Below are 16,856 nucleotides of genomic sequence, written 5' to 3'. Positions count from 1 at the left end.
GCCTAAATAGAAATTAGCGATCCGATTTAAGTTTCTTCACCTCCTCCACGAGTTTTGAAAAGGATCTATCCCTTTTACGCTTTTCATGTTCGGAAGTGGAGAAATGCCACACTTCCCGTCGAAGTTTCTGATAACTCTCATAAACCTTACGGTCCAATATACCACTACTTACCGCTTCTAAAACGGCACATCCGGGTTCGCTGATGTGCTTGCAATCCTTGAAACGACACGATACAGCATAATCGGAAATCTCCAACACCTCTGCAAGAGAATCGGTATCATCAATGGCCAAACCAAATTCCCGGACACCCGGAGTATCGATTAATACCCCTGAACCGTCCATCAATACCATCTCCCGACGAGTGGAAGTATGTCTTCCTTTTCCCGTGGACAGACTGATATCAGACGTTAACAACACCGATTTCCCGCAAAGCGCATTCACCAGAGAACTTTTCCCTACGCCAGAAGAGCCGACAAACACAACCGTTTCGCCTGCCGATATAGACTCCCGCAATTGGAAAATCGTCTGAGGTTGATGAATACTTGTAAAAAACACCGGTATCTGACGGGCAATGTGCCTGATCTGTTCTTCGACTTTCTGCCTATCAAACCCTAAATCAGCCTTGTTAAACACCAATACAGGACTGATATTCTCTTCCTGCACCTGAACCATGAAACGCTCGGCTCTGCGAACATTGAAATTATCATCAAGACTTTGCACGATAAATGCCTTGTCGACATACGAGGCAATGGCCTGTTTATCGGCAACCGTTCCGTTTTTCTTGCGATATAGCGTCCGTTCGCGAGGCAGTATATCCACTATAATCCCTTTATGTTCGTCGAATGGTTGAAAAAGTACCCAATCACCGGTACAAGGGAGTTCAAAGTCTGATTTTCCATACATCATATTCCCCGTCAGTTCACACTGAAACAGACCGTTTTCTGAAACAACCTCGTAGCATGTACGGTGTACGAATGAATCATAGCTCTATCTTTTTTGCGATGAAAAATGTATAACCGTAGAATGCTTTATACTTGCTGTACAGTTCTTCTTCATCAAACTGAAGCGAACTGAATTCTTCAGCAATCTTATTTCCCGCATATTTATGAAGGAAGATTTTCTGAGCTTCAATCTTTGCAGCAAAGTAATGCTCTGTCCAGCAATTTTCCGGCAAAATAAATGTAGCGACGGGAAGATAACCAGCTTTGTGTATCTTGGCTATCTGATTGGGAATCGTATCTATTTCAGGATACGCATTCACCCAGAAGTCATTGATTTCCGCAGGACGTTCGTCAGTAAACCACGAACTTTCAGAAACGGCAATATATCCTCCCGGCTTCAAATACTTACGCCACTCATTCAATCCCCGTTCAAAACCAATATTATAAATGGCTCCTTCCGACCAAATCAGGTCTAATTCCTCATTCTGAAAAGGAAGGTTATCCATAGAACCGACAATGCCTTTCACTCTGTCCTGCAAACCTGATTGCTTTGCATTGTGATTGAAGATATCAATAAAGTCGGGAAAAAGGTCAAGTCCGGTAATCTGTCCGGTAATATGCCCGGCCAATACCATTGTCTGTCCTCCTGTTCCGCAACCGATGTCGGCGATAAGGGACTTGTCGGTAAGGCTATCTATAAAGCTCAGCGCTTTCAGTGTTACGTCAGGACTTCCGGGCCCTTGGCGTTCCATATTGGAGAAGAAGTCACAGATTAATTGAAGTTCGAAATCGTGAATTGTTTTATTTTCGTTACTCATTTTCTTAATGTATTTTGCATACACGGAAAGCATAACAATGCCTTCATCATTGTACGCAGATTAAACTTGAATTATAATAATAGAAAACTACTCTCGAAAGGAGTTATCCGAGAGTAAACGAAAGGACAATCTGTATCAAAAACACAGATTGTTTATTAAACCAAATCCGATTTGAATGTCTTTGTCATGGTGCAAAGATAAATAATATTTTGATTTACAACAAATTTCGTGTATTCTTTTCACCCCTTCTTCACATAAACCCTGTGTGCTCCACGTCCGGCAGTATCAATGCCGGAATCCGGGAGGGCCGCCCATTCTTTCAGTTCATTCGTAGCAGTGGTGCGCAACAACCCGGTCAATTGCTGATATTCGCTGACAGTAAGAAAAGAATGTGACTCCAGATACTTTACCGCCAGTGCCAAACGCTGCTCCGGAGCATACTTTTGCGAAGAACGACGGGTTTTCCAAGGCGCCCGCTCCAACAGGCAGCGACCGTTGATGCGATACACCAAACTCATATCTACACGGAAATTGACTTTGCCTACCACGATGCTCTGTGCATTGCGATGCTTCGCTTTTTCTCCCGCTTCTTCCCGCTCCTTGCCTGTGCGCAGCATCAAAGCCGGAGTGAAAGTTCCGATGTCATCCAGTTTAACGGAGCGTCCCTCTGCCATCTGATGCGACATTTCGATGGCAAGTTGCTTCACAATTCCTATTATATCACCCACATTGAAGCCGCTGCTTTCCGACAGGTTGCGTGCCAGTTGTTCTGTTGAAACCTGGTCTATCATTGCAAAGCGTGGATAGAGAACGCGCTCGCCCGTCTTGTGAATGTCGGGCATTTCTTCCATTACATAGTATGCCATATCTTTTGTTTATCAGACATTAATAAAAAAGTTGTTCGCCATTAAAAGAAAAGCTGCTTTACATTGGGAGAAAAGTTGCTTTACTTATACTGCAAACTTTAGTCAGAAGTTACGGTTTTATAATCAGAACTTTCGGTTATACAATCAGAAGGTATGGTTTTACAATCAGAAGTTTCGGTTATAGTTTTCTCTACGGCAAAGGTAACTTTTACTTTAATGTAAAGCAAGTTTTTGACAGGGATAAAGGAAGTTTTTAGCGAACCTGCCATGCAAGCAGCGTTTGACGGATATATAATGAATTCGGCCGATGAAGTTGAAAGAATGATTGAAAAGATAGCAATTTCGGACAACTTTTTATAAAAAAAATCATAGGGCATGAATATGCTTATACATTTCTCCCCTATAGCTTTTCACAGTATAGGGGGCCCTATTGTTTTAAGTTCGTCGTAGTCAAGACTCATTTCGTCATAAGCAACATGAAGTTTGTCTAATAACTCTTTATTGAAGGATATTTCGATTTACCTTTACCTCCGTAACCAGGTACTTTCAGACAAATTAAGTAGACTAAATTAAACTAAGTGATAGTATTTTTATTTTCCGAACCTCCATCACCAAGGAGTAAGACATAACAAGAATTGGGATACTGTTTACACAATATCCTCAGATTCATAAACGGAATGTAGACTTTGAAGATTGGGAAAAGGTATTAAGGATAGAATGCCAGGGAATCACTCCGGCTGATGTTTCGGATATGCTACAGACCATCAATATTCACGCAACAGAGTTAGAGTGAAATTGATAAGAATGGTATCATAGGTGTCGGATATAATCACAAAATATTCCCTAATCATTCATTATGGAAAAAGGAGAGTTCTACCAGATTACAACAATTATATGTAAGATGCCAGTTCGGGGTTCAATACATAGTTCTGATAGATCACGGCACTTCATTTCCGCTCCATTAAAATCTATGTTCGTTCTTTGAAACATTTGAAATATAACCAGTTAAAATTCAGACATACAGCTAGGCAAGGAAAGAAAAAGCAAAAATTAAGAGATCTGTAATAATAATATATAAAGAAAAGATTTACCTTTGCTCCCCCTAAAAAAGAAAGCCAAAACTAAGAAATAATTTAGTGTTTATGAATACAAAAGTCAAAGGATATATATTGGGAGCCGTTGCTGCCGCCACTTATGGTATGAATCCCCTCTTTACCCTTCCGCTATATAGGGAAGGTATGAATCCGGATTCCGTTCTTTTCTTCAGATATCTGTTCGCCATTCCCATCTTGGGGATTATGCTCAAAGCGAGAGGCAGAAGTTTTAGTCTGAAACGGAAAGAAATATTGCCATTAGTCATACTGGGATGGTTGGTCGCCATATCTTCTCTTACCCTATTTCAAAGCTATAACTATATGGAAGCCGGTATTGCCTCAACGATACTGTTTGTCTATCCGATTTTGGTAGCACTGATTATGGCTGTCGCCTTCAAAGAGAAAGTCACATTACAAACAGTCCTATGTATCTTTCTGGCTTTAAGCGGTATAGGGTTACTTTATAAAGGAGGTGACGGTACAACCCTCAGTCTGGTTGGCGTTGGGTTAGTCATGGCATCAGCCCTCTCCTACGCTATCTATATTGTGGGGGTAAACCGGCCGATATTAAAAGACGTGGCAACACTTAAAGTTACTTTTTATGTATTGCTTTTCGGCCTGTCGCTTTTTTTAGTTCGTGTAGACTTCGGGCAAAGCCTGCACGTTGTCGATAAATGGTATTTATGGGGGAATCTGATTGCATTGGCTATCTTCCCTACAGCTATATCCTTTCTCTGTACGACGCAAGCCGTGCAATACATAGGTTCTACTCCTACGGCTATCCTTGGAGCTTTGGAACCTGTCACGGCTGTATTCTTCGGAGTAACGATCTTCGGGGAAAGCCTGACACCGAGATTGTGTTGCGGAATTGTATTGATTATCCTGGCTGTGACGTTTATTATAGCCGGAAGCAATATTACGACACATTTGGTACGGTTCAGGAAATTGTTCCCACGATTACCTTTGAAGCACACTCCCAAATAGACAAGATAAGCTATCTGTTAAAGTGAGTTGCTATTTATCTTTACCGACAGGCTCCTGAAAGAAGTTCAAGCAATTGCTTCCGTTTTACCGGTTTGGGCAAGAAAGCATTACATCCGGCATCCATAGCACTGGCACGGTCAGCATCAAAAGCATTGGCTGTAAGTGCTACAATCGGGATGTCACTATTGAACTCCCGAATTTTCCGAGTCGCTACCAAACCGTCCATGACAGGCATTTTCAAATCCATAAGCACGAAATCAAACCTCCCATTACGAATCTCCTCAACAGCCTCTACACCATTGGTCACCCGTAACAAGTCGTAATCCTTAAGAATATTCCGCACTAACAAAAAATTGCTGTCGTTATCTTCGGCCACCAATATTTTGAGTTTCCTGTCATTGCTTTCACTAAACACCAGACAACGGTTTGAAAGAGATGTTTCCGAACAACCGACATCTCCATGCTGAAAGATTTCACATGGAATCCATGCCCAAAAGGTTGATCCAATCCCCTGCTCAGAAATGAATCCGATCTCTCCATCCGCAGCTTCCACAATTGCCCGGGAAATAGCCAATCCAAGTCCTGTACCTTGAACAAATTCATTTAGCTTCTGAAAGCGACCGAAAACCCTATTCTGTAAATCTTTAGGGATACCTGCCCCTGTATCCTCTACATAAAACCGGATTCCTTCATTTTCAACAGAGTATCCCATTCTGATATATCCTGATCTGGTATATTTTATCGCATTGGTCAGGAAATTCATCCATACTTGCTTAAGCCGGTTACTGTCGAGAAAGATCCAACATTCAGGACAAGGATTATCTTGAACCAACTCCACATCAACATTCAGAATCTTCGACCGCATCATCACATAGAGTTCATTGCACAGTTGCGTCAGGTTAAACCGTTCCCGTTTCCGATCAATAATTCCCGACTCAATCTTCGAAAGATCCAGAATGTCATTGATAAGTCGCAGTAACAAGTCATTGTTGGACTCGATGATATGCCAATACTCCTTCTTTTCATCCGGGTCGTCACTATCGACCAACAATTCGGAGAATCCTACAATAGCATTCAATGGTGTACGTATTTCATGACTCATATTGGCCAGGAATGCCGATTTCAGCCGGTCGGAGAGTTCGGCCTTATCCTTCAGCTCCTTCAGTTCCTGAGCCATTTTTTCCCACTTCGTATTGTTGAAAGCGATACCGGTATAGCGAATGACATTTCCCTTCTTATCGCGTTCAGACGGAAGCCCGGTAACAATCAGTGTCTGCCAATCCTGATCCCATTTGGTACGGGAGCGATACTGAAGTGAGAATTCCTTATACTGCCCGACAGACATGCCGATCATATTTTCACGAACACGTTCCGTATCCTCAGGATGAGCAGCATTCAAATAATCCTCGGGCATAATTGCTCTTTCGGGATTAAAATCATTCACCGGATCATTGAATGACCGATATTGCCGGGTCTTCACATCGTAATCCCAATAGGACATACCAACAGTTTTGAAAGTCAGTTCCATCTTGTAGTTCCGTTCTTTAAGCTCTTCGTTCAACTGGTGGAGTTTGGAAATATTCTGTCTAAATCCGGTATAACGGATAACCTCTCCTGCCTCTCCGGATTCGAAAGGGACACCCGTAATATTGCAATATTGCCATGTATCATCATACCTGGTCTGAATGCGGCAGGTAAGATTTATATTCATATTCCGCCCCAACAGCATAGATTGCAATGCATCATTGACCAAAGACCTATCTTCGGGATGAATCACATTCAAGTACTCTTCCAAGGATACCAACTTATCAGAAGCATAATCGTTCACCGGGTCATTGTAAGATTCGAATTTTTGCGTCTGTACATTGAAATCCCAATGAACTATATCATTAACCTTCATGGCCAATTCACGTTTAGTCAAAAGATCTTGTGTCTTTTTTGCCATCCGGATCTTTTCAGTTACATCCAGCAAGGTGCCTACGATCTGCAATTTGCCAAAATGCTCGGTCGAAAGCCGCATACGACTTTCATAATGCCGGAATTCTCCTTCCTGCTCATTAAAAACACGTACTGTGAGCTGTCCCTGCCGGACTTCTTTGTTTATCAGCCGGGAAAAGAGTTCCCTCAAGGGAGCGCAGTCCTGCGGATGAAGCGTCAGTAACAATTGCTCCAAGGACATACCACTTTTGAAAACAGAATTTCCATGCAATACCCCGAACTCCATTTTGTACACGTCGTATACCCATGAAGACATATTCGCAGCCTCCATCGCCATCTCCAGATTTTTCTTGCTTTCTTCAGTCCGATACTCCGCCTCTTTGGTAGAAGTCACATCATTGGTGAGCAATATATGGCCTACGATAGTTCCCTTCTTATTGGTTATCGGAACAATCTTGACCTCATAGATAATGGTATTTTTATTGGAAGTACGGAAATACTCTTTATTCACCCGGTCGAAATCATACTCAAATTCAAGCACAATGTCTTCCCCGGATTGAATCTTCGCTAAAAGCACCTCGTTCACATAAGGACTTTTAAACAAATTGACTTTGTTTATTACCGCATCAAGTTCAACACCATACATAAGTCGTGCCCGCTCGTTTAAACAACGGAGTATGCCTGACGCATCGTAAATTTCCACACCCATCGGCAGACGGGCAAACACGCTATCTGTCAAGAAAATCTGTTCATGTAACAATGCCAACATCTCTTTTTCAAAAGATGTACTATCTCCATTGCAAGTTTGTGCTTCCAGTCGTTCCATTTATCAAGTTTTGTAGTTAGCGAATAATATGAATTGTACGCCGGTATTCTGTCGGAGACATACCCGTATGCCGGCGAAAAAAGCGACTTAGCGACGATTGGTTTGAAAAGCCCGTCTGCCGCACAATATCTTTTATCTCAAGATTAGCGTCCCGAAGCAATGCCTTCACCTCAAGTACAACATGACTTGCAAGTAACTCGCGGGCTGACTGGCCATTTACCTCCTGAATAACTCGGGTCAGATATTGAGGAGTTATGCACAGCTTATCCGCATAAAATGCCATTTCTTTATGTTGCTTATAGTGTTCATAGACCAGCATTGCAAACCGGAAAGCAATGTTCTCCTTATTAGAATTCAAGGGAACAGGTACTCCCTCCCGGCTTACGGTCTTGCGAAAATGAACATAGAAATCCCAATAAAAGATACGCAACAAGTGTAATATGGTTTCCCGCCGGAAAGCGGGATCGCCAGAACTGTTCCGAAAATCAATTACACGGCAGAAACTAAGAAATCTCTGAACTTCACCCCGAGTCAACCGAAACTGGAAATTCTTCCGCATATAAAAGAAAAAATCAGGAGTGATCTTCCCCAAGCTACTCATGGTGTCCAAGAACATCGTCTTATCTATTTTGAAAAAAGTCATGGAGAAATCGGGACTTACCTCACGGATTGATACTGACTGTAGCGGCAAAACTGTCACCAGGTCGTTTTTGGATATTCGGCGGCTGGTTGAAAAAACCTCTATTACAGCCGTTCCACCTGTGCAAACCCCACCAAATCCTTCTGCCAAATACGCTTCATGTTCATCTGCAGGAAGAGCAGAGAGATCGGTATATATATAAGAATTGCCATCCATCTAAAATGTCGTGGTTAAAATGAATAACAAAGATACTAATTTATCCTCAACCAAATTTCAGGATGCAAAATATAGAACGCGAATAGCAAATTTCGGTGCCAGCAAAAAATATCTTCCGAATCTACATTTTGACCATAGAGTTAGAGGATTTACGAAAAAAGAACTATATTTGTTCTGAATTCTAAAAGCAAATATTTTGGGCACAATTCTTAAATTTGTTATTGCTTAATATTAGCCTCACAAACCACAGGCTAATTTCTTTCGTTTGAATAATTCTTATTCAGACAGGTTTTTCATTTTATCATTTTTAGTATTAACTACATTGCCTCTGCAAGGCAATTGTAATTTGCAATTCAGACTTTTAGCAGGTTTCGCAGCAACCGCCTGAAAGTTATGGATGCGCTGAATGCGAATGGAGAATTTCGTAAAGAACATTAAGCAAGATATAGAAGTAGAAATCAAAAGAATTGAGCAACAAGATATTGATATCCTTGATAAGATAAAGCAAATAGTCGGCTTCATACAGACTTCACTCGCCCGACTAAAAGCAACCGTTGCGGATTATCAGTTTATCAATTCCGAGGAGGAAATTCTTTTCTTTAAAGTCCGGAAACCACAAATATCCGGTCTACTGATATTTTATATCCGTCTGTATCAGATTGAAAAGAACCGGATTGGGAAATCACCGTCAGCTCAATATAAATATTTGAAGGAAGAATACGAAAGTCTGAAGAACGTCTCTTCAGACAAGAATTTCTATAACTATTATCAATCCGGTAAAACCGACTCAGATCATCTGTATTTCATGAGAAAGCATTATGATATCCTTGCGGATGTTCACTGTCACTCGTTGGACAGAGATACTTCTTTTTCCACTTTGCATGATTCCAGCGTAGCAGAGATCTTAGCAAATAAGCAACTCACCCATTATCTCTCCACAGAGATTGATGCATTATCGGAAAAACTGCATCTTAAGTTCACCTCCATCATAGAAAGTAAACTATTACAATGGACTGAAAGTAAAGTTTCATTAGTAGAATTCATTTATGCACTATATGCCGGAAAGTGCTTTAATAATGGTAACACGAACCTGAAAGACATTGCTTTCTGCTGTGAAGCTCTTTTTGATATTGAGATTGGTGATTTCTACCGGATATTTCTTGAAATCAGGAACAGGAAGAAGAGTAGGACACAATTTCTGGATAAACTGAAAGAGAAAATAACCCAAATGATGGACGAACTTGACAAGTAAACAAAGAATATTTCACAGCGTCTTGTGACATCTTGTGAATTATGCAAATAGCTAATATCCAACTTTGCCAAAAAATAGCTTAACCCGCAAAGAAAGATAATAGCTTATTTATGGAGACAACAATTACATGGGAAGTAAAGGCGAAGAATCCCCCTTTATTAATTAAGAAGTGCAGTCACTGCGATAGTAACCGATTTTATTGTAGCGACAAGTTCAGGATGAATGCTCAAAAGAAAAATATAGATGTATGGTTGATTTACAGATGCGTGAAGTGCGACAACACCTGTAACCTCACTTTGTTATCACGTAGTAAACCGGATTTGATTGACAAAACATTATTCCATAGCTTTTCAATGAATGATAAAGATACGGCCTGGAAGTATGCTTTTTCTACAGAAATGGAGAAAAAGAATAGCCTGAGACTGGATTATGGTAGCGTAGAATATGTAGTCGTTCCTGATACCTCATTTGAAGATTTGCTGAATCTATCCAATGAGGTTATCAAAATCCACATCAAGTGCGAGTTTGAGTTTGATCTCAAATTATCATCATTAATCAGAAGATGCTTCTCACTCTCTGCCAATCAGGTGAAACGTATGTTCGAAGATGGTATAATTATCATTTCAGGCAACAAACCACCCCAAAAACATAAGGTGAAAGATGGAGATATGATTCTGATACAAAAAGAAGAATTAGATAAGTCTGTCAACCGTTCCCTCCATGATATAGGGTAAGGACCGACGTATTTTCTCAACAGGCCAGTTCCACCATTGTATCTGTTGCAGCTTAGCGATTGTCTCTTCCTCAAATCGCATCCGTATTTTCCTGGCAGGTGTTCCTCCTACTATGGTGTAGGGAGGAACATCTTTAGTTACCACTGCCCGGGCTGCGATGACGGCTCCATCTCCTATATGCACTCCTGCCATAATAACAGCTTCATAACCTATCCAGACGTCATTACCTATAATGATATCCCCTTTATTATCCCATGCTGAGGCTACATTTTTCTTATTCAATCCCCATTCTTCAAAAAACAAGGGGAATGTGTAGTTGGACAAGGATTTCAATGTATGATTGGCACTGTTAAAAAGAAACTTTACCCCACAGGCAATGGAACAGAACTTTCCGATAATCAAGCGGTCTTGATTGATAGGATAATGATAGAGAACATTATTCTTCTCAAATTGGGTCGGGTCATTTACAAAATCATTGTATATGGTATAATCACCAACTATAATATTCGGATTGTTGATAATGGTATTCAGATAAATAGTCTGATAATCATTGGTACGTGGAAATGTTTTCGTATTCATTGTAATTACTTCTTTTTGTATGTTTAGTATTTTAATATCTTATGACGGAAACGGTCACAATTAAGTTGGGCAACAGACTTAGCTATTGCCCTATCATACTAAACGAAGCTATTTACAAAGTTGCCATTTCATGATGATTAAAGACTATGGTTTATATCGCACAACAAAGATACAATCTTTTCAATTCATGCCACCTATATCTCATGTTTTATAGCATTAAATGCCGTATCTTACCATCTCTAACCAACAATATACTTACCAAACTTAAACAAGGATATAAGTTTAGCTATAATATAGCATACGACATAAGTGATTATAGCCGTAGCAAATATAGCCAATGGAGGAGACATTACAGGATTACATATTCCAAATACATACGGTAAAATCAGCATATGCATAAGGTACATACCATAACTCATAGCTGAAACATCGCAGATTGCCTTGTATATCCGGGTTCTCGCACAAGTTATTTTCCGTATTAGCATAAATGCACCAAAACTCATCAAGACCGGTGCAATGGATGTGGTCTGCCAACTTAACTCTAACTGCTTTACCTCTTCCACTGTAAACGAACGTGTATAGAATGACCCTATACAGAATAAATATCCGACTAAGAAGCAAGGCATAGCTATATATAACGTCTTTTTAGTAGACCAGTCCAAATATTTACGGATGTAATGAGCCATCACTACATATCCCACATAACCAGATACGTAATAAAACAAAGGATATGGATTCCACCAGCATTCCCCAAAAACATCTCCGAAAATCTCATGAGCATGCCAAGATAATGTAGTAAACAACCAGATTCCCAAAAAGACTTCTTCTTCACGACGGCTCACACGTTCCAACCACGGAGACAGTACAGGCATTATCAGATAAATGCCCAGCAGCATATATATAAACCATAAATGAGAAGCACGAGGAATAAAGTTAATAAAGATGTGGGACAAATTATTCTTCACCTCTTCATTGCTGAATTCACCCCATAATCCCGGCAATACGGCATATATTAAGAGCCATATCACAAAAGGAATTACCACACGCATGAAACGTTTACGGAAAAATGTTTTCGTATCCGTCCGCAAAGGTATCAAAAGATAAGCCGAAGCTATAAGAAATAAAGGAACAGCCGGACGTACAAAACCATTTATCAAACATACACTCCAACGTCCCAGCTCAGATGGAAAGAAAAAAGAGTAATCATTTGAATATACGCACTCCGAACTATGCACCACCATCACCATAAAGCAGGCGATAACACGTAACCAATCCAGAAAAACGATACGATCATTTTTGTAACCTTGCATAATACCTATCTCAATCTAAAGTTATTTCACTTCAAACTTCCCTTGCAACCTAATATCTTGTGAAGAGCTTCCCACCATTACAGCAAACGTACCCGGCTCTACTACGAAGTGATTATCCTTATTCCACAATCCCATCTCTTGCGGGGTGAGTATGAAATCAATCACTTTTTCTTCGCCCGGTTCCAGATGGATACGTTCGAAGCCACGCAGTACTTTTACATACGTAGTAACAGAACTCATTTCGTCATGCAGATAAAGTTGAACGACTTCATCTCCGGCAACTTTTCCTGTATTCTTCACTTTACAACTCAGCTTCACACTACCTTGTACACCAATGACCGGATTCTCTATCTTTAAATCACTATAAGCAAAAGTAGTATAACTCAAACCATATCCGAAGGGATAAAGTGTACCGGTAACACGTACAAAACCTTTTGAATCAGAACCTGGTTTAAAAGGAAAAGCAAAAGGTATCTGTCCTACCGAACGAGGAAAAGTTACCGCCAGTTTTCCACCCGGATTGTAATCACCGAAAAGTACTTGTGCCACAGCATCTCCCATAAATTCTCCCGGAAACCAAGCATGTACAATACCCGGAATATAACGTTCAGCCCAGTTGATGGTGGCGGCACGTCCGTCTACCAGTAGCAAGATCACAGGTTTGCCCGTTGCGTATACAGCTTGCAACAGTTTTTCCTGTCGTCCGCACAAATCCAGATTGGTACGGGAATATTCCTCACGCACCGTCTTCTCATTTCCTCCCAGTACCATGATGGCTACGTCTGATTCTTTTGCCAAGGCTACAGCCTCATCCATCATAGCCTGTTCTTCCTGATCCAATGGTACTTCGTAAAGCTCACTCTCCGGAAAATATTTATCAATAATGTCTGTTCCTTTTGCATAGCGAACCTCAGCATCAGGCAAATACTCTTTTATTCCCTGATATACCGTCTTTATCGGAGCATTAGCCGGACCATAACGGCAAATCAGATTCTGCACTTCATTCGCATTGGGACCAATCACTGCTACTTTTTTCAAATCTTTGGAGAGTGGCAGGATATTATTCTCATTCTTCAATAAAACGATAGATTCTAAAGCCGCTCTCATGGATACTGCCTGATGTTCCTTGCTATGCACCACCTTTTCAGGATATTTTGCATCTCCTTTATAAGGATTATCAAACAACCCCATCCCAAACTTTACCCGCAACACATCTGCTACACGGCTATCAATCGTCTGCATGGAAACCTTTCCCTCGCTGATAGCCTGCCGAAGCGGACGAATGAAGTTCTCGGGCAGAGTAAAGTTAGTACGCACATTCAATCCCGCATTTACTACCTGAGCAGCTCCATCTACAGCATCGGCAGCCACCTGATGCTTGGAATAAAGAAATTCTACCGCTTCACTGTCAGACACTACATAACCTTTGAAGCCCCATTCGTGGCGAAGTATTTCAGTAAGGAAATGATAGCTACCAGTAATCGGTTCACCATCATAGTCATTATACGAACTCATAACTCCCAATGCTCCGGCTTCGCAGAAAGCCTTGCGGAAAGGTTCGATATAAAGAGTTCGCATCTCACGCGGTGCTACGTGTGGATCGGTACGGGTACCGGCATCACGCCCACCGACAGGGATACTATATACTGCAAAGTGTTTGGGAGTGGCAACCAGGCCTTCTTGCTGAAGTCCTTTAATCATCCGTTTTCCAAGCTCTCCCACCAGAAAAGGATCTTCTCCATAACATTCTACTACACGTCCCCAACGCGGATCTTGTGCAATATCCAAAATAGGAGAATAAATATTAGTATAACCTAATGCCTTTGCCTCTTCAGCGGTGACCCGAGCTATTTCACTGATCAGTTCCTTATTCCAAGTAGCTCCCTGTCCGCATTGGGCAGGGAACATGGTTGCCCGGTCATGGCAAAGCCCGCGAATTCCTTCATTGGTGAAATCGACAGGTATTCCCAGACGGGTCTGCTCCACAAACCATCGCTGAATGGTCTGCCGATTTTCTACACTATTCACATAAGGGTATGATAAAGAAGAGCCGAAACGTCCCAAGCCATTGGCCTGTTCATCTATATTGGCTATACCGTCCTTCCAGATTTCATCTTTCCACTTCTCAGTAGGAAGAGAATCTTTCAGTACACGACCGGATCCGTACAAGGTAGCCATCTGGCAAGTTTTCTCCTCCAAGGTCATCTGCGACAGCAAGTCTTGTACTCTTGCCTCTATCGATGCCGAAGGATCTTCGTAGATATCCTTCACACCGTTCTTGTTAAAATCAATCCAGCCTTTCTTATATATACCGGGATTATTGCCCGCATACACACCCGCACAAAGCGATACAGCAATACATAAAGCGATTCTTCTTTTCATAGCATCTTTTTAATTTTCCATTTCAAATATTAGTTCTCCTCCCTTCATCAAGTCGAAATGGGAGAATCTCGGTTCTGCCAACTTCTCACCATTCAACTTCATGGAGCGAATATACTTATTTTCCACACTATTATTCTTCGCTTGGATTATAAAATCTTTTCCATTACTCAAATGAATAGTCACTTTATCAAACATCGGACGGCCAATCTCATAAACCGGGCGGCCCGGACAGAACGAATAGAATCCCATAACACTCAATGCATACCAAGCAGACATTTGTCCAACATCCTCGTTTCCGGAAAGCCCGTTAGGATCATTATGGTAGAGTGTACGAAGAATATGATCTACTAAAGCCTGTGTCTTGCGAGGTGCACCGGCATAATTATAAAGGTATGGAATATGATGGCTTGGTTCATTGCCATGTGCATACTGGCCAATCATCCCGGTAACATCAGCAGCAGCATTCGGATCCCCTGTCAGTTCGGAACTCGTAGTAAACAACGTATCCAAATGTGCTTCAAAAGATTTCTGTCCCCCAACCAGTTCCATCAGTCCTTCTACGTCCTGCGGAACAAACCATGCCCATTGCCATGCATTTCCCTCTACGTAATTACTGGGACGTTGCACGGATGCCGGATCAAAAGGAGTAATCCAACTGCCATCAGTCAGACGTCCCCGCATCAGTTTAGTTTCCGGATCAAAATAGTTCCGATAGTTCCTGGAAAGCTCCATATATTTATCATAAAGGTCTTTACGATTATGCTCTTTCATCATCTGGGCTATCAGCCAGTCATTATAAGCAAATTCCAGTCCTTGTGAAACAGAACCACCTACCTTATCGCAAGGAATATATCCCAGTTCATTCTTATATTTAATGGATACAGGCATCAGCTTTCCATTCAGAATCTGGCGATCCATCATCGGTGTAACACCTGTAGTATCATATACTGATGAACGTATGCACGCTTCCAGTGCCTTCTTTACATCAAAATCGCATTGTTTCTTCATCATAGCATCGGCTATGACAGAAACGGCATGGTAACCGATCATAGTACCGGTTTCATTGGAAGCCAGTTCCCATTTAGGCAAGATGCCACCTTCATCATACTTACGAAGCAGTGAACGAATGAAAGCTTGATTCTGCTCCGGTGTAACAATAGTATAGAGAGGATGGGCTGCACGGAAAGTATCCCAAAGAGAGAACACCGTATAATTTGTATAAGAAGCATCCTGCTTAATCTCATGTCCCATTGTACGGTAACGTCCGTCTACATCGGATGCCAGACTTGGCTGGATAAATGCATGATACAGCGAAGTGTAAAATACAGTACGGCTATCATTATCCGAAGTTTCGATATCAATCTTTCCAAGGGCTTCATTCCAGACAGTATTTGCCTCTTTCATGACACCTTCAAAGTTCCAATTGGGGATTTCAGCCTCTACATTCAATCGGGCACCCTCTTCATCCACACTTGAAATACCTACCTTTGCCAATACGCGTCCGTCAACAGGGAGATTTTTAAAACGAATCACTGCCTTAGCGGTATTGACTGTTACAGATGTACTATCCGATTGATACTCAGTTCCCGAATACAATTTATAATCAAACGGACTGGAAAACACTGCATAGAAATATACATAGTGACGTTTAGCCCAACCGACAGTATATTTCATTCCTGCTATGGTAGAATCATTCACCACACGAATCTGGGTGACAGGGTGTTGATGACCATGAATGGTAGGTTCCATATCCACAATCAGACGGGCATCACTTGCCTTAGGGTAAGTATACCGATGCAGGCCTGCACGCAAAGTAGCGGTCAGTTCCACATTGATAGAATCATCCTGCAACAGTACTTGATAATATCCCGGACGGGCACTTTCTTGTTCATGCGAGAAACGAGAACGATAGCCTTCGTCCGGATTTTCTGCCGTCCCAGCAATCAGAGGTTTCTCTCCGACTACAGGCATAAAGAGTATGTCGCCATAATCTCCAATACCCGTTCCACTAAGATGGGTATGAGAGAAGCCCATGATGGAAGTATCGTCATAATAATAGCCGGAACAGGCATCCCAGCCAAAGAGACGGGTATCCGGACTTAACTGTACCATTCCATGAGGCAAAGTAGCACCGGGAAAAGTATGTCCATGTCCTCCGGTTCCTATAAATACATTTACGCTATCGGTATATTCTTTCGGAAGTTCCTTTTCTGCACAAGAAAACAATCCGATCCCCGTAGCCAGTAACAGCATGCAGAGTTTGTTCTTCATAAAA

General features: G+C 41.5%; 11 protein-coding genes and 1 pseudogene. 3 read left to right on the top strand and 9 right to left on the bottom strand.

What is annotated here, in order from left to right:
- Positions 1-13 precede the first annotated feature (13 nt).
- The 3 genes and pseudogenes from rsgA to DW182_RS11630 form a co-directional block, all read right to left on the bottom strand.
- Positions 14-979, bottom strand: a pseudogene (rsgA, locus tag DW182_RS11640) (ribosome small subunit-dependent GTPase A); the annotation flags it as partial.
- 1 nt (position 980) lies between these two features.
- A complete protein-coding gene (locus tag DW182_RS11635; RefSeq protein ID WP_118216777.1) occupies positions 981-1,793 on the bottom strand; it encodes a class I SAM-dependent methyltransferase in 813 nt (270 codons plus the stop codon).
- 206 nt (positions 1,794-1,999) lie between these two features.
- A complete protein-coding gene (locus DW182_RS11630; RefSeq protein ID WP_007667409.1) occupies positions 2,000-2,626 on the bottom strand; it encodes an HU family DNA-binding protein in 627 nt (208 codons plus the stop codon).
- A 1,142-nt stretch (positions 2,627-3,768) separates the two neighbouring features.
- Here DW182_RS11630 and DW182_RS11615 point away from each other — a divergent pair.
- A complete protein-coding gene (locus tag DW182_RS11615) occupies positions 3,769-4,704 on the top strand; it encodes a DMT family transporter (protein WP_118295624.1) in 936 nt (311 codons plus the stop codon).
- Positions 4,705-4,744: 40 nt separating this feature from the next.
- On the opposite strand, the gene DW182_RS11610 is transcribed toward DW182_RS11615, so the two are convergent.
- Together DW182_RS11610 and DW182_RS11605 are read right to left on the bottom strand one after the other, a co-directional pair.
- Complete coding sequence (locus tag DW182_RS11610) at positions 4,745-7,468, bottom strand: response regulator (protein WP_118295623.1); 2,724 nt, start codon at positions 7,466-7,468, stop codon at positions 4,745-4,747.
- A 16-nt stretch (positions 7,469-7,484) separates the two neighbouring features.
- Entirely contained in the window at positions 7,485-8,324 is an 840-nt protein-coding gene (locus DW182_RS11605) for a helix-turn-helix domain-containing protein (RefSeq protein WP_118295622.1), read from the bottom strand.
- A gap of 412 nt (positions 8,325-8,736) precedes the next feature.
- On the opposite strand from DW182_RS11605, the gene DW182_RS11600 reads away from it, so the two are divergent.
- The gene (locus tag DW182_RS11600) at positions 8,737-9,576 is read left to right on the top strand and encodes an RteC domain-containing protein (RefSeq protein ID WP_118295621.1); all 840 of its coding nucleotides are present in this window, start codon (positions 8,737-8,739) and stop codon (positions 9,574-9,576) included.
- Positions 9,577-9,686: 110 nt separating this feature from the next.
- Positions 9,687-10,310: a DUF1062 domain-containing protein gene (locus DW182_RS11595; protein WP_007667422.1), complete on the top strand. Its 624-nt coding sequence runs from the start codon at positions 9,687-9,689 to the stop codon at positions 10,308-10,310.
- Here the strand turns inward: DW182_RS11595 and DW182_RS11590 are convergent.
- The 4 genes from DW182_RS11590 to DW182_RS11575 all read right to left on the bottom strand — a co-directional run bounded on the left by DW182_RS11590 (position 10,269) and on the right by DW182_RS11575 (position 16,852).
- A complete protein-coding gene (locus tag DW182_RS11590; RefSeq protein WP_118295620.1) occupies positions 10,269-10,889 on the bottom strand; it encodes a CatB-related O-acetyltransferase in 621 nt (206 codons plus the stop codon). The genes DW182_RS11595 and DW182_RS11590 overlap by 42 nt on opposite strands.
- 239 nt (positions 10,890-11,128) lie before the next feature.
- The gene (locus DW182_RS11585; RefSeq protein WP_117707920.1) at positions 11,129-12,199 is read right to left on the bottom strand and encodes an acyltransferase; all 1,071 of its coding nucleotides are present in this window, start codon (positions 12,197-12,199) and stop codon (positions 11,129-11,131) included.
- 21 nt (positions 12,200-12,220) lie between these two features.
- Positions 12,221-14,581, bottom strand: coding sequence for a glycoside hydrolase family 3 N-terminal domain-containing protein (locus DW182_RS11580; RefSeq protein WP_118295619.1), 2,361 nt, complete (start codon positions 14,579-14,581; stop codon positions 12,221-12,223).
- A 9-nt stretch (positions 14,582-14,590) separates the two neighbouring features.
- Positions 14,591-16,852 (bottom strand): GH92 family glycosyl hydrolase, encoded by a 2,262-nt coding sequence (locus DW182_RS11575; protein WP_118295618.1) that lies wholly within the window; start codon positions 16,850-16,852, stop codon positions 14,591-14,593.
- Between the last annotated feature and the right edge of the window lie 4 nt (positions 16,853-16,856).

Source organism: Bacteroides sp. AM16-24 (genome assembly GCF_003471885.1).
In the GTDB taxonomy this organism is placed as follows: domain Bacteria; phylum Bacteroidota; class Bacteroidia; order Bacteroidales; family Bacteroidaceae; genus Bacteroides.
Note: the sequence above shows the minus strand (reverse complement) of the source record. Positions and strands in the feature narration are given on the sequence as shown.